We start from the raw sequence: 21,376 nt of genomic DNA on the forward strand, positions 1-21,376 counted from the left end.
AAATAAGGAGGTGAGATCTTGGCAGGCTATTATAACCCGAAAAAGGACTACGCGGCAGCCATCAAGTCGGAAAAAAACCCTGCAAAGAAGGAGCAGCTAAAGGCAGAGAGACAGAACAAGATTGATGCCATGAACGCCGCGGGGACGAACAAAAAGGGCTACACCAACAGCATTTACGGCGGCTCTTATAGCTCTTCCGGAAAGGGAAACTCTTCCTCCGGCGGAGACGGAAAGGGAAATAGCAGCGGCGGCTATTTTGACAAAAATCTGGACTATGCGGCAGCCATCCGGAACGAGAAGAACCCCGTGAAGCAGGCGCAGCTGATTGCGGAGCGACAGAACAAACTGAATTGGATGAACGCGAGCGGAACGAACACGAAGGGCTACACAAACGACATTTACGGCGGGATGCCGCAGGCAAGCGCACCGCAGGGGCAATACCGCAGCACGGAGGCGGCACTGAACAACACGAACAAGGCGGCAATACAGCCGACAGCGACCACGCAGACCCAGACAGAGGCGGCGGCAGAGGCGGAAAACCCGACCGCGCCGACCTCCTTCGGGAGCACGGACGCGGCGCAGCGGGCAGCCCTACAGGCTTACATTACAAGACAATACGCCCACCAGAAGGCGGAGAGCGGCGAGGGAACCTACAACGGGGACGGGAGCATGAGCCTTCCCGACCAGGGGCTTTTAAAAAGCTATCAGCAGAAATACAACGAAGCGAAGGCGGCAGGCGACCAAGGCGGCATGACAGCGGCGCACAGCGCGGCAGAGAAGCTGAGGGACAACTACAGATATTATCCCTTAGCGCACAGCAACGGCTACGGCTTAGGCGAGAACGACATCGGCTGGGTACGAGATTTGGTGGTGCGCGGTGACGAGCTGGGGAACAAGATTGTAGACCAATACAACAGGGGTACCTTTACACAAACGACCTATGACAAGGACGGCAATTTTGTGAACCGATACACCGGAGGGGACATTGCCGGACACGATGCACGGGTTGCAAAGGAGATGCAGAGAGTGAACGAGAAATTAGCAGGAAAGGAAAACAACACCTTTGCCTTCCGGCTTTCCGACCCGAATGACGTGAAGCTTTCCAATGCGGAGCTGCTGGCGAAATACGGCGGCGGCATTACGGAGGGGAACAACGGCATCGGGCTTTACACTGCGCCGAACGGAACGGCTCTGAAAACAGCATCCGGCGGCGGAAACAGCGGCATGGCGGCAAGCGGCACGCCACTGGCAGCGGCAGGCTACGGCACAGGACAGGACGCGGCGGCGAATTCTATTTACGGGCAATTCGGCTACTTCGACCCGAACAAGGACTATGCGGCGGCGATGAAGAACGCAAGCAACACGCAGGAGATGGTGCAGCTGGAGAAGGAGCGGCAGAACAAGCTGAACTGGCTGAACGCGAACGGGACGAACAAGGGCTACACCAACCAAATTTACAGCAATTATGACAATCTTTTCGGAGAGAGAGAGCCCTTGCCCGAATACAACGGCATGACGAAGGAGGAGCTTTTCGGCGGCTACAACGAGATGGCAGAGAGCCTTGCGGAGCAGAGGAAGGCACTGCTTTCCGCCGCACTGGCGCAGAACCGGACGGAGCAGGAGAAGGCAAACGGCAATTATGACGAGCTGGCAAGGCAGGCATACATCCTGAAGCGGCAAAACGAAAACGCACTGCCGCAGCAGCTGGCGGCACTGGGCATCAGCGGAGGCAGCAGCGAGAGCGCGAACCTTGCGCTTGCGGCGAACTATGAAAACAGCCTTGCAAGCAACGAGCAGGCAAGGCAGCAGGCATTAAGAGACTATGCTTTGCAGGCATTGCAGGCGCGGACACAGGCGGACAGCGACATCAGCGGCTATTATGCGGACGCAACGCAGCAGGCGATGAACGCATGGCAGAGCGAGGCGGCGAACCGAAACAGCTGGAACCAGTGGGCGGCGAACTACAAGCAGGGACTGCGGGAATACAGCGACAGCCTGAACAGCCAGACCTATCAGGAGAATCTGGCAAGCAAACAATATGCGGACACACTGCGGCAGCAGCAGATTGACCTTGCCTTGCAGATGGGCGACTACAAAAAGCTGGCGGCAATGGGCTATGACGTTAGCTATTTGAAGCGGATGCAGGATGCGGAGCTGGAGCAGCTTGCACTGGATGCAATGCTGACAAGGGCGAACATCGCTAAGGTGAACAGCAGTGTGACACGAGGGAGCGGCGGAGGGACAAGAAGCAGTAAAGGCGGCAAAGGCAACAGCGGCAAGGGCGGCGGAAACGGCGGTAGCAGTAGTAGCGGAACAGGGAAAGGGACAACGGATGTCAGTGCAGCAGGCTTGATGAAATTGCAGAACCTTGTGAATTACTACGGGACAAAGAGCAATCCGCTTGTAAACACTGCAATTCAAAATATGCTGAAAAACGGAACAATCAACGAGGCTACCTACAATGCTTTCCTGAAAACGATGAAATAACAGGCGGAGGTGCGGCGAATGGCTTGGTTATCCTTAGAGGAACTGAAAAAATATGATGCGAAAAAGGAATTAAAAAAGATGGGGCAGGCGGAGAAATCCGCCGCCTCTTTGCGTTCCGGGGGGCAGCCTGTGGAGGTGGTGCGAGACACCGGAGCGAAAGACGCAGTGAAGAATCTGCTGGAAAAGCACAAAAAGAGCAGGGCAATCAGAAAAGAGATGCAGAGCATCGGGCAGGATTTGCGCAAGAACAAAAGCACAGACCTTGCGGCATACCGGAGGGGGGCACAGAAGCAGGCAGAGCTGCAGAAAAAACTGCCCGGTGCAGCCTTTACGGCAGGACTATTGGAAGGCATGGGCGGCAACAGCAAGGATGCGGCGGTAAAGCTAATCGGGAATGATGCTTTGACGAAGCAGAACGAGGCGATGCAGGAGCTTTTCAAGCAGACGCAGAGCAACCACAAGGGCATGGCGGCGGCAGGCAGGCTGACCGGAGAATTTGCGAAGGCAGGCGCAGGCTACATGACCATCGGCAAGGCGGCGGAGGAAGCGGCATTGAAGGGCATGGGCGCGCTTGGCAGGAGGATGACGGCAAGCACAGCACCGGACATTGCACAGAAGGCGGCGGCGAAAATTCTGCTGAACCCGAAAAACGCGAAGGCGGCGAGAGTGGCGGCAGGGCTTCTGGGACAGCAGGCGGCGGACACAATGGTGAACACGCCGATGACGATTGCGGCCGGGATGGCAGACGGAAAAAGCCGCAAGGAGATTGCGAAGGATGTTGGAAAGCAGGAGGCAATGGATGCAGCGTTTAACGTGGGGCTTGCGGCACTGGGAGCCGGGGCGAAGAAGGCAGGACAGGTGCTGGAGCCAAGACTTGCGATGCGGCGGGAGAAGGCGTTGCAGAAAAAGGGAATCGGCAAGGCAGGAGAAAAAATAAAAAAAGAGAACGTGCTGCCCGGAGATGTAACAAGCCCCTCCGTTACGCCTGAAAACGCAACTGCACAATTCTCTGCTAATACTGTACCAAAGACGGCAGAGGGTGTCAAGAATACGGGGCTATCCGAGAAGAAACTTCTTTCTGCGGATGAAATTCCGGAGAAAATCCGACAGGAATATGAAAACTGGAACAACCCCGACTACATGGGGGAAAAGCTGCGCGAAATCAGCGAGAAATACAGCGGTGACAGCCAACAGTTTGATGCGGAAGTGAAGAAGATTACAGGACGCATGCAGGAACTGGAAGATATGCTTGGCATCCGCACGCAAAGGGTAAAGGATACAGAGAAAAAGATTCAGACAGGAGCAGTAAAGGAAATGAAGAAAATTCTTTCTCTTTCCGGAAAGGGAGAAACAGAGGAAACAAAGAAGCTGCTGCAGACCGCAGTTCTGGAAGGCAGAACAGGAAAAATCAGCGAGCAGACCAGAGAAAGAATTTTCAATGAACTCTTTGACAGGGGACACATCAGCAACAGGGCGGATATTGACAAGGACTTGAAAAACCACTTGAAAGGGCTAACGCTGAAAATTTCCAGACAGGATGCAAGCAACATCCCCGATTTCAAGCAGTGGCGAAAGGGGACATTTGGGAAAATCCGCAGTGTAGGCGTAGGAGAAAAAGGAAACATTGATTCCGTGTGGATGGAGCTGCATGAAAAGTGGCCGCAGCTATTTTCTGATGAAATTACGAACCCTGCGGAGCAGCTTTTGAAAATCAAAGAGGTTGCGGATGAGATGACCTACAGAGAGATCCCCTTGGCGGAAACCATTGACAGCGGCGCAAGGGATGGATTGAAAGCGGAATTTGATTCTGCCATGGACAGGCTGCAGACGGAGCTGCAGAAGCTGACCGCTTACACCAATGACAGGGCGGCAGTGCAGAAAAGAAAGCTGATGCAGGAGGGAATCCCTTTGCAGGTGGACTATAACAAAATGTCAACCAAGGAAATGAAGGAACTATATAACCAGAGGTATCAATACAAAAAAGCCGCAGACAAGGTGCGCAGCAGAAAAAACCTGACAGAGGGGGACAAGGCACTTCTGGACAAGCTGCATCGGGGGGAACTGGATGCAGAAACGGCAAAAAAATATGCAGGGCTGAACGGTGACGACCTGATTGAGGTTTACAATGCGGAGAAGCCGCTTTATGCCACAAATCAGATGATTCGGGAATATAAAAAGCAGGCAAACAGCAGATTTGACGGGGATTTTTCTGACATTATGGGGGATATTCCCATTCAGAGCGAAGGGAAAAAGGGCTGGCGCGACCTTTCCCCTTTACGGCTGATGCGTGAAACACAGGAAAGAATCCTTGACATGATTGCCCCGACGAAGGAGCAGGCAGGGCGGTTAAAGCAGACCTTATTTGACCCGATTCATGCAAATGAGAGAGACAGGACGCTTTTCAAGAATGCATTTATCGACAGGCTGAAACAGACGGACATCAGCACAAAGAATAATATTCCCATCAAGCTGCCGAACGGTGAAAATGTGAAAACAAGCGAGAGTGCCCTGGTGCAGTGGCTGGGAGAAAACAGATACCAGCTGCGGCAGATGGAGCGCAAAAAGGGCAGAGCGACAGTAGAGGAAATTGCAAACGAGCAGGAGCTGCGCAGACAGATTGAGCACATCGAAAGGAGCCTGAGCAGGGAGCAGCTGCAGCGGATTGACAACGGGATTGCAGAATTTACGGAAATCTACAAGGAAATCCACCCGAAAATCAATGAGGCACTGATTCGCAACGGATATGAGCCTGTTGGGTATATTGAAGGGTACTTCCCTCACATGAATTTTGATGACCCGAACAACGTGGTAGAGGCGATGGCAAAAAAGCTGGGCTTTGATTTTTCCTCCAAGGAGCTGCCGATGGACATTGCCGGAAGAACGGAAACCTTCCGCCCGGGGAAGAAATGGGCAGGAAACCTGCTGACGAGAACCGGAACAGAAACGGACTACGATGCGCTGCGTGCCTTCGACCAATACATTGACAACATTTCGGATGTCATCTACCATACGGATGATATTAAGCGGCTGCGCTCCTATGAGGACTACATGAGATATACGCTTTCGGATGAGGGCATCCGGGCAAGGGTTGATGCGGTGAAGAATAACATGGACTTGACTGCTGCGGAGAAAGAAAAGCGGATTGATGAAATTTACGAAGGGGTGCAGAATCACAGCTTGCAGAACTATGTAAGCAACATCCGTGCATACACAGACCTGCTTGCCGGAAAGAAGCACAAGGTTGACCGTATTCTGGAAACGGAGGTATTCGGCAGAAAGGTTTACAAGGCAGTAAACGCGATAGAAAACAGAGTTGCCGGAAACATGGTAGCCGGAAATATCGGATCCGCACTGACAAATTTCATCCCCATCACGCAGGGCATGAGCAACATGAGCATTGGCAGCAATCTGCGCGGACTAAAGGAATCCCTTATAAATATGACAAAGGGAGAGATGGACGAGCTGACGAAAAAAAGCACCTTTCTTGCGACAAGAGAGGGTTCGGAGCAGCTTTACAAAAGCACCATGCAGAAAATCAGCGAGGCAGGCGGGAACTGGAACCCTTTGCAATGGATGGAGGCGGCGGACAAATTCACCACGCAGGCAGTCTGGCGCAGCCGTTATTATGACAATCTAAAAAAAGGCATGGAGGAAACGGCGGCAATCCAAAATGCTGACGATTTTGCAAGAGGACTTTTTGCAGGGAGAAGCAAGGGCGCGATGCCTACGATGTTTTCCAGCAAGACCCTGAAACCGCTGACGATGTTTCAGCTTGAGGTGAACAACCAGATCAGCTATCTGATGAAGGATATCCCGAAGGAGGCACAGGGCAGCGTTGCAAAAATGATGAAGGCATACGGTGGGCTTATTATCGGGGCTTACATCTACAATGATGTTTACGAAAAGCTGACGGGGAGACGTTCCGCATTAGACCCATTCAGCACAGCCAATCAGGCAATCGGCGACCTGACGGGGACACAGGTACGCAATACGCTGGATATTCTGGAGGATGCGGCAAAAGGAAACGGTGTGCAGCTGACGGAGCGCGTAGAGCAGAAAAAGCCTTCCGAGGCACTGGAAAATGTGCTGGGAGATATTGGCGGAAATATGCCCTTTGTCGGCGGGTTACTCTTTGACGGGGGACGTATTCCTGTGCAGTCGGCACTTCCGAGTGTGACAACGATTGCAGGAGCTTTCGGGGATGCGGCAAGCGGCGATGACACAAAGGAAAAGGCGCGGCAGACCATTAAGCAGGAATTGGAAAAGCCGCTTTGGTATCTGGGGATGCCGATTGCAGGCGGACAGGTAAGAAAAACTGTGAAGGGTTTAGATCTGATGCGAGAGGGCGGCAGCTACACCCAGACGAACAAGGGGGAAAAGCTACAGTTTGCGGTTGACCAAGACAAGAAAACGAACTGGGCGCAGGCGGCACTTTTCGGGAAATGGGCAGTGCCGGAGGCACAGGCGCACATGGAGAAGAACCGGACATTGAGCGAAAAAAGTACGGAAACCTATGAAAAGCTGCGGCAGGCAGGGGCAAAGAACACCACAGCCTTTGAAAGCATTAACAAAATGAACCGAGAGGACAAGGGGAGAGACAAGCGCAGAGCGATTCGCAGCGCACCACTGAGCGCGGATCAGAAGGCAATCCTTTACAGAAGTATTCTGAGTGACAAGCAGAAGGACAAGGAAATTCTGGACTACTTCAAATGGACAAACAGCATGGGCGAGGTTGCGGACTACCTGATGCGAGCAGCGGACTATAAGGACAATGCGGCCAAAAAGGCTGCTTTGCAGGATGCGAAGATTTCGGACGATGAGAAGGAATACATCTACATGGAAAAATTTGTGCAGGATAAAAGCAAGGAAAAAGAACAGAGCAGGATTCGAGCGTTGCGAGAGGCCGGCATTGGGATGAATGATTATCTGAAAATCAGAATGAAATATGGGCAGATATATGACTATAAGGATGCAGAAGCCAGAATGAGACAATGGTTGCAGGAGGAAGGCTTTAGCTGGCAGGAGCAAAGTGTAATCAAAGAGCAGTTTATTTTCTGGGGGATGCACCCGAAGAAATACAAGGGGTAATTTTCTATACCACCATTTTGTTGACCGCAACAAAATGAAAAGAAAATTTGCAGAAAAGGGGGTTTTTCTTTACACCCCCTTCTGCAAGACATGCTATAATAGCAGTGCCGAGACAGAAAGTTGTCAGGTTTCTTTCTCATTAAGCTGTAGAGCAGCATTTTTTCCCCTTGCCGGGGCAACCCGGCACTAACGCAGCATAGAGAATGGGCACAAGCGAGTGCGTCGGTTCGATTCCGGCAGCTGCGAAGAAATCCTATCTCCTTTAAACTGATAAGCTGAATATGCCCCGATGCGGCATTGCGGGGCGAGAGATTGAAAACCGAAAGGTTTTGCAGGGAGTGGTGCATCTGATGCGCTACTCCTTATTTTTTTGGGGAAGTTATCAGAAAAAGCTGATTTGTGATAAGTTGGGGAGAAAATGCGAAGTGTAGTTGCAATTTTTCATGGGGAAAATGAAAACTAAAAGCCCCATCAAGGATGGGGCTTTTAGTTTGTGATTCTGCTGTATGAAGGGGATAGTTGATAGATGTGACACTCGTATTCCTCTGTAGCAATGTCATTCAGCGTTGCTTTTGCCTCGGGCGTTACCATCGTAAATTTCTGGCTGAGATACCGCAGGGATGCACCCAGCTCGCCATCTGCACCCCCATATTGTTCAATCATGATTTTCGCAAGTCTCGCATCGGGTTTTGTAATCTTCACAGGAAATTCCAATTTCTTTTCATAAATCCACATTTATTTACACTCCTTTCCTGCCAGAGAAAAATTGGCATCGTTCTGCCAAGGCCATGGATTTTCCATCCACTGCCAAGCCTGTGTATTGGCGGCATAGCTGCGGAAGGAGCAAAGAGGCCCAAATGTCTCCTCGTATTTCATACGAACCGTGTCAGCGGCAGTGATGACCTGATTGTATGCTGCAATGGCATCGCTGTCATCGGGGTGCGTATTCAGAAAAAGCCCCAAGTCTACAGCAATAAAGTCAAGCTCCATCAAGGATTTCAATAATTCCTCCTGATTCATACCTCTGCCCCCCTTCCGAAACGATAAAGATTCCAGCCGGAGCAATAGGGGATAGCCAGATCGGCAAAGACCGTGCCGCAGATAAGGCTTTGCTCAGCCTCCATCGGTGCTTCATAGGGCTGGAAGGGCACCATAGCCTGCGCCGGCCCAATTTGCTCCAGCACGCAGGCGTTGCAATTTCCTATCATGGTAGCCGGTGTCAGCGTGGCGGAAGCGGTCTCTGTGTTGTTTTGTCTGCAATGCTGATTACAGGCGAAGTTTCTGCACATTTCTCTCATGCGTGTTTCCTCCTTTTGGCATTTACAATATTTATACTATGGAAAAAGTCGATTATGGTGCGAAGGGATTTCCGAAAAAGAAAAATGGCAATGACAAAGGGCTCTTTCGAGTCCTCTGTCATTGCCGCGTAATAATCTAAATGACGGAGAGGGGAAGCAAGGAAGGGAGAGCTTCCGCCTCAGCCGATTTTCATTTTTTTGAGTTCTATTAGGAAATAGACATACCGAATACAAGACCTGCAATGATGATAGCACCGATTGCGATAGGGTCAAGGATTTTAACGATGAATTTGTATACAGGTGCAAGGGTGAATTTGAACTTGCCATAGGAGGTAGCTTCCTCTACGGAATTGTCTGTACCCCAAATCCAGCCAACGAATACAGTTGTAAAGAATGCACCCAGAGGCAGCAGCAGTCTGTCTGTCAGGTATTCCAGGAAGTCACCAAAGATAGGATAGCTGATACCGTCGCCGGAGATCCAGATACCCTTCAGGTTCATGTATGCCTGAGAAAGTGTATACATAACACCAATGATAAAGATAACGATGGATGCACCGAGCAGTGCTTTCTTTCGTTCGAATCCCTTTTCTTCTACCAGGAAAGCAATCGTACCTTCCAGAATGGAGGTGGAAGAAGTGATTGCAGCGAAGAACAGCAGGAAATAGAATACGGTACCAATCAGCTGGCCGCCGGGAATAGCCATGAATACGCCTGCCAGTGTAGCAAACCCAAAGCCGCCGCCCATACCGGGAGCAATACCTGTCGCAAATACAGCGGGGATAATCATGAAGCCTGCAAACAGAGCAACCAGAGTGTCCAATGTACAAACGATAGCCGTGTTGGAAATCAGGTTATCTTCATTGGAGAGGTAGGAAGCGTATGTCATCATAACGCCCATGCCAAGGGAGAGGGAGAAGAATGCCTGCCCCAGAGCGGTCAGGATTGCAACGCCGTTGATAGTGGAGAAATCAACATTCAGCATGTATTTCAGACCATCATCTGCACCGGGAAGGGTACAGGAACGAATCATCAGAGCGATCAGCATGATGAACAGCAGGGGCATCAGAAGCTTAGACATCTTTTCGATACCGGCTGTGCCGTGGCTGATGATATATGCCGTTAAGAACAAGAAGATGAAGGGGAAGATGACAGCGCCCTGCAAAGGGAATGTGCCGTCTGCGCCCAGCAGATTATTCAGGAAGTAAGCTGTAGGGTCAGCCCAGATGGTTTTTACATCTACTATGTAGGCAACGATATATTTCATCGCCCAGCCGCCAACCTGACAGTAGTAGCAAAGGATGATGAAGCCTGTCAGAACGCCAAGGCCGCCAACCCAGGACCATTTTGCGTTTAATTCACGCATAGCGCCAACTGCATTTTTGTGTGTTTTACGTCCAACCGTAAATTCTGCCATCATAACGGTTGTACCAACCAGAGCAACGATAATCAGATAGATAATCAAGAAGGCACCACCGCCGCAGAAATAAGCCTTACCGGGGAATTTCCAGATGTTGCCCAGACCTACAGCAGAGCCTGCTGCAGATAGGATGAAGCCTAGCTTCGAACCAAATTGACCACGATTTTCAGCTGATGTAGACATAAGTATTCCTCCTTTACAGATAAACGATAGATTTGAAGCCCTATTGTTTCGCTGGATGAGATGCAAGAATACTGAAACGACATAAAACGCATAATGGATACATATAATGGCCTTCTTTCCAGACATCCTTTTCTCAGTCCCTCTTCTAAGTTGTATGATGTCTGATAGGGAATCTTTCCTGATAAAGAAGAAAATGTATGCAGTTCCAATATCTTACAAATTTATCCTAAGGCTAGAATAGCGGAAAATCATGTAAATTTCCATAAAAAAACCGTTAAGATTTAGGCGTGTTTCTCTTAATGTCAATGGCAAAAATGAAATGTGATTGTATAGTATGAATAAAAGGACAGTATACATAATGGCGTTTCACCTATAAAAATGCTAAATTATGGGCAAAAAAAGAGGACGAAGGGGGAGCCTTCGTCCTTTTTATCATATCGTTTATGCAACAGTATGCTTTTATGTTTCTTTTTAAGAAATATTTTCTTTTTGAGAAATTTTTGAATTAGGAAATAGACATACCGAATACCAGACCTGCAACGATGATAACACCGATTGCGATAGGGTCAACGATTTTTACCATGAATTTGTAAACAGGTGCCAGGGAGAATTTGAATCTGCCGTGAGAAGTAGCTTCCTCTACGGATTTTTCAGGGCTCCAAACCCAACCAACACAAATTACGGAGAACAGTGCGCCCAGAGGCAGCAGCAGTCTGTCTGTCAGGTATTCCAGGAAGTCGCCGAAGATGGGGTATTCGATACCGTTCTTGGAAACCCAGATACCCTTGATGTTCATGTAAACCTGAGACAGTGTGTAGAATACGCCGATGATGAATACAACAACGGATGTACCAAGCAGTGCATGGTTTCTCTTAAGACCTTTTTCCTCAATCAGGAATGCAATCGTACCTTCCATGATGGAAGTAGAGGAGGTTACTGCTGCGAAGAACAGCAGGAAGTAGAACAAGAGACCGAACAGTGTACCGCCGGGGATTGCTTCAAATACGCCTGCCAGTGTTGCGAATGCGAAGCCGCCGCCCATACCGGGGTCGATGCCTGTAGCGAATACAGCGGGGATAATCATGAAGCCTGCGAACAGAGCAACCAGAGTATCCAGTACGCAAACGATACCGGTGTTGGAAATCAGGTTATCTTCATCAGACAGATAGGAAGCGTATGTAACCATGATACCCATACCAAGAGAGAGCGAGAAGAATGCCTGACCCAGAGCAACCAGAATAGCGTTGCTGTTGATAGTAGAGAAATCAACATTCAGCATGTATTTCAGACCTGCGTCAGCGCCGGGCAGTGTGCAGGAGCGAATCATCAGACCAATCAGCAGTACAAACAGTAAGGGCATCAGAACCTTGGACATCTTTTCGATACCTGCTGTACCGTGACTCAGAATGAAGGCTGTCAGGAACAGGAAAATCAGAGGGAAAATAACAGCACCCTGCAGAGGGAAGCCGTTTGCGCCCAGCATGCCAAGGAAGTAAGCCGTAGGATCAGCGTATACCATCTTTGCTTCTGCAATGTAAGCGTAGATGTATTTCATAGTCCAGCCGCCAACCTGACAATAGTAACAAAGGATGATGAAGCCTGTCAGAACGCCGAGACCGCCTGCAAAGCCCCATTTCTGGCTGATGGCGCGGAAGGAACCGAGTGCATTTTTGTGTGCGTTACGACCTACCGTAAATTCTGCCATCATAACTGTGGTACCGATCAGAGCAACCATGATGATGTAAACCAACAGGAAAGCACCGCCGCCGCAATTATACGCTTTGCCGGGGAACTTCCAGATGTTACCCAGACCTACAGCAGAACCTGCTGCGGACAGGATAAAGCCTAGCTTTGAACCAAATTGACCGCGATTTTCAGTTGTAGACATAAGTATTCCTCCTTACGTTAAGAAAATAATGAATGATAGCTGGAGTAGAAAAAACCTCCTGTTGTGAAAAATTTCCTTCCGAGAAACTTTTCTGCCGCCGTAATTCCCTCCCTCCGATTTCCTTGTCTGTAAAAAAAGACATTGGAAATAAAAATTACTGCGGTGATTTGTAGTAACCTTATTCTACCGTATAATTTGCTTAATTTCAATAAAAAAATTAAAAAAATACAATATTTTTTGTTGAAATGTTTGTATTAAAATAAATACAATGCTAAGAAACGAAAAAATCATGAAAAAGATGGAGTGTATTTACTAACGATTTTTTACATAAAATGGAAAATATTAACAAGAAGTTTATACTATAAATGGAAATAATTAGGTGGCGGAAAGAGAGGAAACTGTCACATTCTTGTCACATGTCAGAGTAAAAACACCTCATAAAAAGAAACACACCAAGAGAAATTCTCTTGGTGTGAAACAGATTTCGGTATGCTGTTAAGGGTTCTTTTCGTCAAAAAGCTTGTAATATTGCCAGTTTATCAAGCGTTGCAGCGTTTTCTGCTGTTCTTCGGAAATTTCTGTTTTGTAGATTCCGTTTGCATCAACATAGATATTTTTTGCACAAACAGGCAATTCTCTGCGTAACTGATTATTTTCATGCTGCAAAGGGGATTCATAGTCAGACAAGAATAGCTCCAGCACAGCAGAGCCGAGGAACTGCGAGCTGATGAGTCCGTCCTCCGGCAGGCCGATTTCCGCTACCGTTTTTGTATTTTCGAGTGCTTTTGCGCTTTCGTTTTGCCAGATGAGGTAGGGTGTTTCGTAAACGGCAAGCTGTTCCTCCGGCGAGCCGTTGGCATCAATGGGGTAATCCAGCAGGTCGAAAAACTCCATCCCGTTGGAAAAACCGGGCAGGTGGTCGCCGAAATAAACCAGAACAATGGGCTCATCGGAGCCTTCTGCATATTCCTTCAAACGCCCGATTTGCTCATCCGCATCCCCAATTCCTTGGAAATACTGCGTCAGCAGGTCTGTCTGCGTTTCGTTCAGCTCAATATCGCTGGAGAAGTTCTGCTCCAGTGTGCCGTATTTTTTCTCATAAGGTCCGTGGTTCTGAATTGTTACCGTAAAGGAAAACAGCGGTGTATCCGTTTCCTTGATGTGCGTATCCAGTGTTTCGATGATTTTATCCATTGTTGCCGTTTCGTTCACATAGCCGCCATAGCCCTGCGTCGCAAGGTCGAAGGAATCCTCTAAGAAATAAGAGGCTGCAAACCCCAGATCGGGATATACATTCTGGCGGTTATAAAACCATGCATAGCCGGGGTGAATGGAAAGCGTTTCGTAGCCAAGCTTTTGCAGCTGGCGGGGCATGCCGTCAAAATCGCTGTGGATAAAGCTGTAGGAGGGCAAAGAGCTGCCGAGATATCGTGTTGCACAGCCTGTCAGCACATCATATTCCGTATTGGAGGTGCCGCCGCCGAAGTTCGGCACAACGATATGCCCGCTGATGGTGCCTTCCTCCGCGCAGATTTCCTTCCAGTTTTTCATCGGGTCGCGGTAGCCCGTAAAATCCAGATGCGCATTTTCGCTCAGGTCGGAAAATGCTTCGCCCATAATCATAATGATGTGCGGACGCTTTTCTGTGCTGACAGAGGGTGTCCAATCGGTGTCCTCCAGTGTCCGTATGTCCGCCGCAGTATATCCTTCGGGTGCTTGAACCTGCATGATGTTGAACTGATGCAGGAAGGAATAAATCATGCCGCGTGTGTTGTATTGGTTCACCTGAAAATAAGGATTGTCCACAGTCGGATAGCTGTCATACAGCGTTTGATTCGCATACCAGAGGTGATTTGCCCCAAAGCCGCAGGCAAGCACAAGCACAAGTCCTAGAATCCGCGGCAGAGGTGGCAGTACAATAGCCTTCGATTTCAGAAAGCTACATACCGGAAGCGCCGCGAATACAATCAGCATGACCCCAATCAGCACTAGCTGATAAACGGGGAAGGTTTTCAGAATGGCGATGACCTCCTTTGCCAAGGTCAGATCCGTCGGCAGAAGCGGCTCCTGCCGCATGGAAACCTTCACACGGTCAACAACCGCAAAGAATATCAGCACAATCCCGACCAGACTGCATGAAAAGCCGATTTTTCTGGTCAGAAAGAAAAACAGCAGTAATGCCAGCAGCACCGGCAGAATATTCAGCAGCAGCATTGTGGGCGCATGCAGAATGTTCCAGCCGACATATAAAATCTTCGTTGTGGTGATGAGATAAACAATGCCCGTGATGAAAACGGCGGCGCAGAGAAGTGTGAGCGCAATGCCGGCGGGCGTGGAAAGAAATTTTTTTGCCTTATTAAGGTAAGAAGTCCTTTCGGGGTCCTTCATGCGGATACCTCCTTTTTGTTCCTGTATCTTTTTATCCCTATAAATACGGATTATACGAGAAAATGTCGAAAATGTAAAGGAAAGCGGCTCGTTGTGTTTTTTCGGCAGTACAAAATCCGTTGAAAAATTAAGAAAATTGTCTCTTTTCAGGGCAGAGAAATGGTGTATAATAAAAATAGTATTGTTTCAAGTATCGGAAAAAACAGGAAATTTCCTGAAAAACATCAGAGATTCGGCTTTTCTATATTGTCAGAACTTGGCAGATTTGCTATAATTATAGGGTTATGAAAAATTTCATGCGAAAAGAACTCTGAAAAAGAGGAGAATAAAAACCATGGGTGAAAAGAGAGAATACAGAAGACGGCGCAGACCTCCCGAGGAGATGGAGCTGCAGCAGCGGCAGGTACGCCGCAGGCAGACGCAGGAGCCACACAGACAGCCGCGCAGGCACAGAAGTGTGCAGGAGGAGCAGCCGTATATCGACCCGCGTCGGGTGGCGCAGGGCAGAAGAATGTCCCGCAGAAAGGCAGAGCGGAAGAAACGGCGGCGCAGAAATATTCTGGTAGTGATTTTGCTGCTGCTGCTTCTGGTAGCGGCGTATGCCGGCGCGAAAATCTGGGTTGCGGTGCAGCAATGGGAAAATAAAGCGGAAAAATCCGATTTTACAACATCGGATACGACCGACCCAGAGGAGGATGAAATCATCAATGTTGCCGTTTTTGGTACGGATGAGGATGGTGTCCGCGCGGATGTAAATATGGTCGCAAGCTTTAATACCGGCACGAAGGAGCTGCATTTTATCTCTGTTCCCAGAGATTCCAAGGTCATCATGACAAAGGAAATGACCGATTATCTGGAAAGCAAAAATGCCTATGTCCCCGAACAGAACGGCGTTTACGGGCAGTGCAAGCTGACAGAGCTGCATGCCTATGCAGGCGAAAATAACCGCTGTGCATTCTCCGTTGCCATGCTGGAGGAAATCCTCGGCATGAAGATGGATTATTATGTGAAGGTTGATTTGTCTGCCTTCCGCCAGATTGTCGATGCCGTCGGCGGCGTGGATTTTAATGTAGAAGAAAGATTGTATTATGTAGACCCTTATCAGGATTTGTATATCGACCTGTACCCCGGAATGCAGCATTTGGATGGGGATAAGGCAGAGCAGCTGGTTCGTTTCAGAGACGGCTATGTGCAGAAGGATTTGAAGCGTATCGAGGTGCAGCAGCAGTTCATTCAGGCATTGATTGAAAAGGTATGCAGCTCGGATACCCTGATGCGGAATCTGAACGATCTGGTAAAGGTTGCGCTGGATTGCACCGAAAGTAATATTTCCGTGTCCGAAGCGCTGAAGTATGTGAAATATGTGAAGGCCTTAGACCCTGCAAAGATTACCAGTGATACCGTTCCCTATCTGGGTAATCCCGGAAGATATGTCGAGCTGGATGAGGATGGTATTAAGGAATTGGTGAATGAGCGTATTTACGGCATTGCACCCCAAAGCAGCACGGAGGAGCAGGAAGAAAATCAGTTCAACGAAAGCAATCAAGAAGGCAATCAGCTGAATGAGGACGTATAAAAGACAGACGAGTGAGGGATTCCATGAGCAGAACAAGAAAACACCCGAAAAGAAGAAAGCCATTCAATCCGGTGAAAACCTTTTTCAAGGTGATGCTTTCTATCGTAATGGTATTCGTGGTTTTGGCAGGCGGTGCCTGCTTCGCCTATCATAAGGTAACGGGAGAGTGGCCCTTTGGCGGTGACACGATTGCCAAGGATGCAGATGAAACCAGTATGCTGGATGCCCTTTTGGGCAGAAATATGAAGCTGAATGTGGCAGTGTTCGGCGTAGATGCGGACGGCACCAGAACGGACGTTGCCTTTGTTGTGCATTATGACAGCTCTCAGGAAAGCCTGAGCCTGCTTTCTATTCCGAGAGATACGCGTGTGGATGTCTGCACCGATGTAGAGCAGCTTCTGGGCAAAAGATACGGTGTCATGAAGTTTAACGCAGTGCATGCCATCGGCGGCAAGGAATATGGTCCGCAGGCGGCAGTGCTTCAGTTGGAGGATATGCTGGGGATTAAGATTGATCATTATGTAAAGGTTGATTTTAACGCACTGGTAGAAATCGTCGATGCCGTTGGCGGCGTTGAGGTAGATGTGCCGCGGGATATGAAATGGGACATGAGCGATACCGGCGATATCAAGATTGACCTGAAAAAAGGTCTGCAAACGCTGGATGGCAATAAGGCATTGCAGCTGGTTCGTTTCCGTAAGGGCTATGCCAACGGTGATGTCGGGCGTATTCAGGTGCAGCAGATGTTCTTAAAGGCGTTGGCAACAAAGGTGCTGAGTACGGAAAGCATTGTGAAAAACCTTGGGGACTATATCAAGGTGATGTATAAATATGTAGATACGGATGTAAGCCTTTCCGATGCACTGAAGTATGCAAACTATATCACCAAGATTGATATGAGCAAAATGACAATGGAAACCCTGCCCGGTGTCGGTCAGTATATCAGCGGTGTGTCCTACTTTATCCATGACCCTGCCGAAACGACAGAGGTGGTGGATCGCCTGTTCTATAATGTAGCCCCTGCCGGCAATACAGATAGCGACAGCAGCAACAGCAAGGATCTGACCATTGAGGTTTCCAACGGCGGCACGGTAGCAGGTCTGGCAGCACGGTTCACGGAGCTTTTGAAGAACGAAGGCTATACTGTGACAGAGCCGACGAACTATACCGGCGAAAAGCTCAGCTATACCCGTATTCTGGTAAAGAATGAGGGCGTTGGGCAGGATTTGGTCAGCTATTTTAAGGATGCCAGAGTGGAGGTTCTGCCGAATGCAGTCGGCAGTGCAGATATCCGCATTGTCCTTGGCACCAATGAGCAGTAAGAGGCTGCGGAAAGAATAGGAGAATCAATATGGATTATAAAATGCTTTTTATCCGTGCGATAAAATCAGGCTGCCTGTGCAGTGTGCTTTATCATGGATTTATGCTGATTACGGGCATGGCAATCAGCCTCAGACAGGTTGTTACATTTACAGTGGTCTTTATCCTGTTGTATTTCCTGTGGCTGGTTCTGGTAAGTAAAAAGAATAGATAATAAGAAGAACCGAGGAAAGGAATTCTGTCCAATCCTCGGTTTTTTGTTTAAGCAAGTCAAAATCTCATTTTGGCTCAAATCGACTTAAAGTCATTTCAGCCCAAGGCTGATGAGAAGGCTGCGGTCAACTCGCCGCATCATAGCATCATCCAGACAGCAAAGCTTTTCCCGCAGGCGCTGCTTGTCAATCGTGCGAATCTGCTCCAGCAGCACAACGGAATCCTTCGGCAGTGCATATACCGCGGAGGAAAGCGCGATGTGCGTCGGCAGCTTCGCCTTGTTCATCTGAGAGGTGATGGCGGCGCAGATTACTGTCGGGCTGTATTTGTTCCCGATATCATTCTGCACGATTAAAACGGGACGGATGCCGCCCTGCTCGCTGCCCACCACAGGGCTGAGGTCTGCAAAAAATATATCTCCTCGTCTGACAATCATGTTCTCACACTCCGCTGTTTGGTCTGGTCAGCGGCGGAAGAATAATATGTAAGTGGATGCCCTTCCTGCTGACTGTTTTCAGTATGGACAAAAACAGGGGTGTTTATTCCGTAATTCGGAAGGTATCGGCATCGAATTGCGGATGGAAGGTAAATTCGTGATAGTCCATTCGGTAGCGCTCCTTGTCATCTGCATCATAAATGACAAAACGGACGGGCAGCAGGCTTTCACGGTCAATCCAGAGTTTTTCTGTGGCAAGTCCGTCATCGTTGCCGGGAATGACAGCCTCAAGCACTACGCACTTGGAGGAATCAAACGAAGCCGTTTCCACGCTGACCCCCTCCGATTGCATATAGTTTCTGATAAACTGCCCCAGAAACAGCTCACTGCGGTGCTGTGATTCGGGCACATCTCGGATGATGCGGTCATTCACTCTGGGGTTGTACTGACAGATGCGGTCGCCGTCAAAAACGGTGTAGTTGCCGGCAACGGTCTCCGGTGCGGTCAGCTCCAAGCGATATTCCCCCGTGGATTTGTAGTATTGCTTGGTCTCATAGATCTTTTCGCCGTTTTCTGTCTGGCGGATGAGCGTTGCCGTGCAGGCATAGCCCTCCATTTCGGCAAGCTGCTGTTGGATTTCCTCAAGCTCCGTCAGGTTTTTCTCCCGACTGCACGCACAGACGGCAAAAAGCAGAACGAAGGAAAGAAAAAGTGAGAAAAATCGTTTCATGGCGTTCTCCTTTGAAATTGGGTTCCCTTCAATTTATGATTTTTGTCGGCGGAATAGTCGCGGAGGGCGGAGTTTTTGCACCTTGCGGTAAAATAGGCTTTGGCGTTGCTTGGGGAGATATGGTATCATTTGCATGAGAGAAGTGAGAGAACAATCGAAACTTGGGAGGTATGTATATGGATTATCCGATAGATAGAATTGCTTTTAGTAAATTTATTCGCCACTCAAATATCTTTGAATTAACACGGGTTGCTATGGCACAATGTTTGGAAAGCTGGTACAATGATGAGAGAGAGCAATTCCTTGATGATATGTGATGTACTCTGTAAAGGGTGGTTTCTGCCACCTGAATACATAACGGCTGGCGGCTCATTTGTGGTGAATGTATGCAGCCGAAAGGCGGTGGTCAATCAATAGAATCCAGTATTTTCTTGATGGGCACACAGTACAGAGTATGAAAAAGCTGCTGAAACTCTCCTTTTCTGGATTGTTCAGCAGCTTTTTATGTAAAATCCTTTGCAAATATATCTGCCCCCACGCAGGGTTCCTTGTGCTGAGCAAATCTGTTAGAATAATCGGAATAAGTCGAACAGAATTATTCTATTCTCACATCAACCTTTTCGATATGGACATAAACCATTGGTAGAGTAACGATTATTTGGTTTCTCGGCTTTCGGGTGTTCTCAACGTAATAGCATACACTGTTTCCGCTTTTCCATCGGTTATGTTTCCACCGTATCGGAATAGTTCTGGCACTTTAATCGGGGCTGAACTCCTTATCAGTGATAACATAATTAAATTCATTTGTGCCGAAGATTTCTTTATCTAAATCTGTAATGGTAAATGTAGTTCCATCAAATTTCATATTTCCGCTGGTGCTATCAATGGTTGTATCGTTTTCCACAGTATTCAGATAAGCAATCCGGTCTCTGCCATGCAGTTCATAGGCTTGCCAACCATCCACCCCCTGAAAATAGGCTGTAACCTTGGCAAATGGTTCATCATTCTCCTTTTTGCAAACGAGATAACTGCTGCTATCCTCAGATACCCATGTAGCAGTCATTCCCCAAGGACCTTCCTTGCTGACATATTCTCCGAATTCATGATTGTTTGTCCAGGTAATTCCCAGGTAAGTCATAAATCCTACAACTACCAAGACAGCTACCAGAGCTACTGCAAGGATAACACCAATTACAGTCTTAGTTTTCTTTTTCATCTGAATCACTCTTTCTTAAATTTGTCTGTTAAAAAATTTTTGATTTAGCTTACGCTCACATTATATCAATATTCAAAAGGATAGTCAATTTAATCCGTCTAAGGGCGCACTTACTCACCACTCAAAAGTGGGCGGTGCTACTGCCTGCGGCAGTCGTGCGCTCTCCGAGGGGGGGACGGTTGCCTTCTTCGGCAGGTAGCACTATGCAGCCAAGAGGGGTTGACACCCCTCTGTTTTTACAAAGCCGTATTGCAATGCGAAATATCCCCTTGACAAATCGACTCCTGAGGGCGGATTTTGATACGGTTATGGAAAAATACCACTTTCATGACAGGATGGTATCATTCAACAAAAACTTTGAGTTTGAGCCGCCATTAGATACAATAACCTGTATCATTGCTATTAACGATGATGAAGATAGCCATTGCGCGTCTTATCGAGCCATATTTGACTACGATATGAATATCATTGATGATGTTCTGTCTCGATGATTGTGGCATCAACCGGATAAATTCCAATTTGCCAGAGAAAGGTATGGTGAGCGAATGAGAATATTATACGAACTTTCATGGTTATGGGTGACGCTGGTCATTGCGCTTGCGGCTGCTGCTGTTTGCGTGGTTTGTACCATGCTAATCTGTAAGGCAGTAAAGAAGAACCTCAGCAAAAAAACGGCGGCAGTTATCGGCGCAGCAGCGTTTGCGGGCGCTGTTTTGGCAGTCATTGTGATTGCCCGAACTCCGATGCCGCTTTGATTAAACGGGACGCTTGATTGCCTGTGCATAAGTACAACTTCTAATTTAGCGGTATCCTTTTGCGAAAGCGGACAGTCTGCTTTTACCGCAAGATGTTTTACTTGATTATTCCCCTTCGTTAGGGTATAATGGTTAGGAACTTATAGTAGATAAGAATTTTTTGACTTTTAGGGAGGTAGAAAATATGAGCAGAATTAAAACTATCGCAACACGCGATTTGAACAAATCCGTACAGAACGGTGGCTGCGGCGAATGCCAGACATCTTGCCAGTCCGCTTGCAAAACATCCTGCGGCGTAGCAAACCAGCCTTGCGAAAAACAGTAATCGCAAATCAAACATGAGACAAAATCGGAAAGGGGCTGTAGCAAACAGCCCTTTTT

At 48.4% G+C, this 21,376-nt stretch carries 17 protein-coding genes; 8 read left to right on the plus strand and 9 right to left on the minus strand.

Annotated features, from left to right (window positions below; translation table 11 throughout):
- The first annotated feature begins 18 nt into the window (after window positions 1-18).
- Both EJE48_RS11375 and EJE48_RS11380 read left to right on the plus strand, forming a co-directional pair.
- Window positions 19-2,487, plus strand: a complete 2,469-nt coding sequence (locus tag EJE48_RS11375; RefSeq protein ID WP_124984580.1) for a hypothetical protein — start codon at window positions 19-21, stop codon at window positions 2,485-2,487.
- A gap of 18 nt (window positions 2,488-2,505) precedes the next feature.
- A complete protein-coding gene (locus EJE48_RS11380; protein WP_124984581.1) occupies window positions 2,506-7,575 on the plus strand; it encodes a hypothetical protein in 5,070 nt (1,689 codons plus the stop codon).
- 486 nt (window positions 7,576-8,061) lie between these two features.
- Here the strand turns inward: EJE48_RS11380 and EJE48_RS11385 are convergent, their stop codons facing one another.
- The 6 genes from EJE48_RS11385 to EJE48_RS11410 form a co-directional block, all read right to left on the minus strand.
- Window positions 8,062-8,310, minus strand: a complete 249-nt coding sequence (locus EJE48_RS11385) for a manganese catalase family protein (protein WP_118580617.1) — start codon at window positions 8,308-8,310, stop codon at window positions 8,062-8,064.
- Window positions 8,311-8,595 carry a spore coat protein CotJB gene (locus tag EJE48_RS11390; protein ID WP_016406971.1) on the minus strand — a complete coding sequence of 95 codons (285 nt, stop codon included), beginning with the start codon at window positions 8,593-8,595 and terminating at the stop codon, window positions 8,311-8,313.
- Complete coding sequence (locus tag EJE48_RS11395; protein WP_118580614.1) at window positions 8,592-8,873, minus strand: spore coat associated protein CotJA; 282 nt, start codon at window positions 8,871-8,873, stop codon at window positions 8,592-8,594. The genes EJE48_RS11390 and EJE48_RS11395 overlap by 4 nt, the downstream gene beginning before the upstream one ends.
- A 208-nt stretch (window positions 8,874-9,081) precedes the next feature.
- Entirely contained in the window at window positions 9,082-10,473 is a 1,392-nt protein-coding gene (locus EJE48_RS11400) for a sodium-dependent transporter (RefSeq protein WP_160117371.1), read from the minus strand.
- A 505-nt stretch (window positions 10,474-10,978) separates the two neighbouring features.
- Complete coding sequence (locus tag EJE48_RS11405; protein ID WP_118580608.1) at window positions 10,979-12,361, minus strand: sodium-dependent transporter; 1,383 nt, start codon at window positions 12,359-12,361, stop codon at window positions 10,979-10,981.
- Window positions 12,362-12,856: 495 nt separating this feature from the next.
- Window positions 12,857-14,749 carry an LTA synthase family protein gene (locus EJE48_RS11410; protein ID WP_118580605.1) on the minus strand — a complete coding sequence of 631 codons (1,893 nt, stop codon included), beginning with the start codon at window positions 14,747-14,749 and terminating at the stop codon, window positions 12,857-12,859.
- A gap of 334 nt (window positions 14,750-15,083) precedes the next feature.
- On the opposite strand from EJE48_RS11410, the gene EJE48_RS11415 reads away from it, so the two are divergent.
- From EJE48_RS11415 to EJE48_RS11425, 3 genes are read left to right on the plus strand one after another with little or no spacing between them, the layout of a single operon-like run.
- On the plus strand, window positions 15,084-16,325 hold the full coding sequence (locus tag EJE48_RS11415; protein ID WP_118580602.1) for an LCP family protein: 1,242 nt from the start codon (window positions 15,084-15,086) through the stop codon (window positions 16,323-16,325).
- A 23-nt stretch (window positions 16,326-16,348) separates the two neighbouring features.
- Entirely contained in the window at window positions 16,349-17,647 is a 1,299-nt protein-coding gene (locus EJE48_RS11420) for an LCP family protein (protein ID WP_016406977.1), read from the plus strand.
- 29 nt (window positions 17,648-17,676) lie between these two features.
- Window positions 17,677-17,859: a hypothetical protein gene (locus tag EJE48_RS11425; RefSeq protein ID WP_016406978.1), complete on the plus strand. Its 183-nt coding sequence runs from the start codon at window positions 17,677-17,679 to the stop codon at window positions 17,857-17,859.
- A gap of 90 nt (window positions 17,860-17,949) precedes the next feature.
- Here EJE48_RS11425 and EJE48_RS11430 read toward each other — a convergent pair whose 3' ends face one another.
- Both EJE48_RS11430 and EJE48_RS11435 read right to left on the minus strand, forming a co-directional pair.
- The gene (locus EJE48_RS11430) at window positions 17,950-18,294 is read right to left on the minus strand and encodes a type II toxin-antitoxin system PemK/MazF family toxin (RefSeq protein ID WP_118580599.1); all 345 of its coding nucleotides are present in this window, start codon (window positions 18,292-18,294) and stop codon (window positions 17,950-17,952) included.
- A gap of 103 nt (window positions 18,295-18,397) precedes the next feature.
- Window positions 18,398-19,024 (minus strand): LolA family protein, encoded by a 627-nt coding sequence (locus EJE48_RS11435; RefSeq protein ID WP_118580596.1) that lies wholly within the window; start codon window positions 19,022-19,024, stop codon window positions 18,398-18,400.
- 176 nt (window positions 19,025-19,200) lie between these two features.
- Here EJE48_RS11435 and EJE48_RS12295 point away from each other — a divergent pair, with 176 nt between their 5' ends.
- The gene (locus EJE48_RS12295; RefSeq protein WP_160117372.1) at window positions 19,201-19,341 is read left to right on the plus strand and encodes a hypothetical protein; all 141 of its coding nucleotides are present in this window, start codon (window positions 19,201-19,203) and stop codon (window positions 19,339-19,341) included.
- A 440-nt stretch (window positions 19,342-19,781) separates the two neighbouring features.
- Here EJE48_RS12295 and EJE48_RS11440 read toward each other — a convergent pair whose 3' ends face one another.
- A complete protein-coding gene (locus EJE48_RS11440) occupies window positions 19,782-20,240 on the minus strand; it encodes a hypothetical protein (RefSeq protein WP_117483095.1) in 459 nt (152 codons plus the stop codon).
- 545 nt (window positions 20,241-20,785) lie between these two features.
- Between EJE48_RS11440 and EJE48_RS11450 the strand changes: the two genes are divergently transcribed.
- Window positions 20,786-20,995, plus strand: coding sequence for a hypothetical protein (locus EJE48_RS11450; RefSeq protein ID WP_118580590.1), 210 nt, complete (start codon window positions 20,786-20,788; stop codon window positions 20,993-20,995).
- Window positions 20,996-21,179: 184 nt separating this feature from the next.
- The gene (gene scfA / locus EJE48_RS11455; RefSeq protein WP_016406981.1) at window positions 21,180-21,320 is read left to right on the plus strand and encodes a six-cysteine ranthipeptide SCIFF; all 141 of its coding nucleotides are present in this window, start codon (window positions 21,180-21,182) and stop codon (window positions 21,318-21,320) included.
- Window positions 21,321-21,376: the final 56 nt, after the last annotated feature.

The sequence above is a fragment of the Anaerotignum faecicola genome, from assembly GCF_003865035.1.
GTDB classification, from domain to species: domain Bacteria; phylum Bacillota; class Clostridia; order Lachnospirales; family Anaerotignaceae; genus Anaerotignum_A; species Anaerotignum_A faecicola.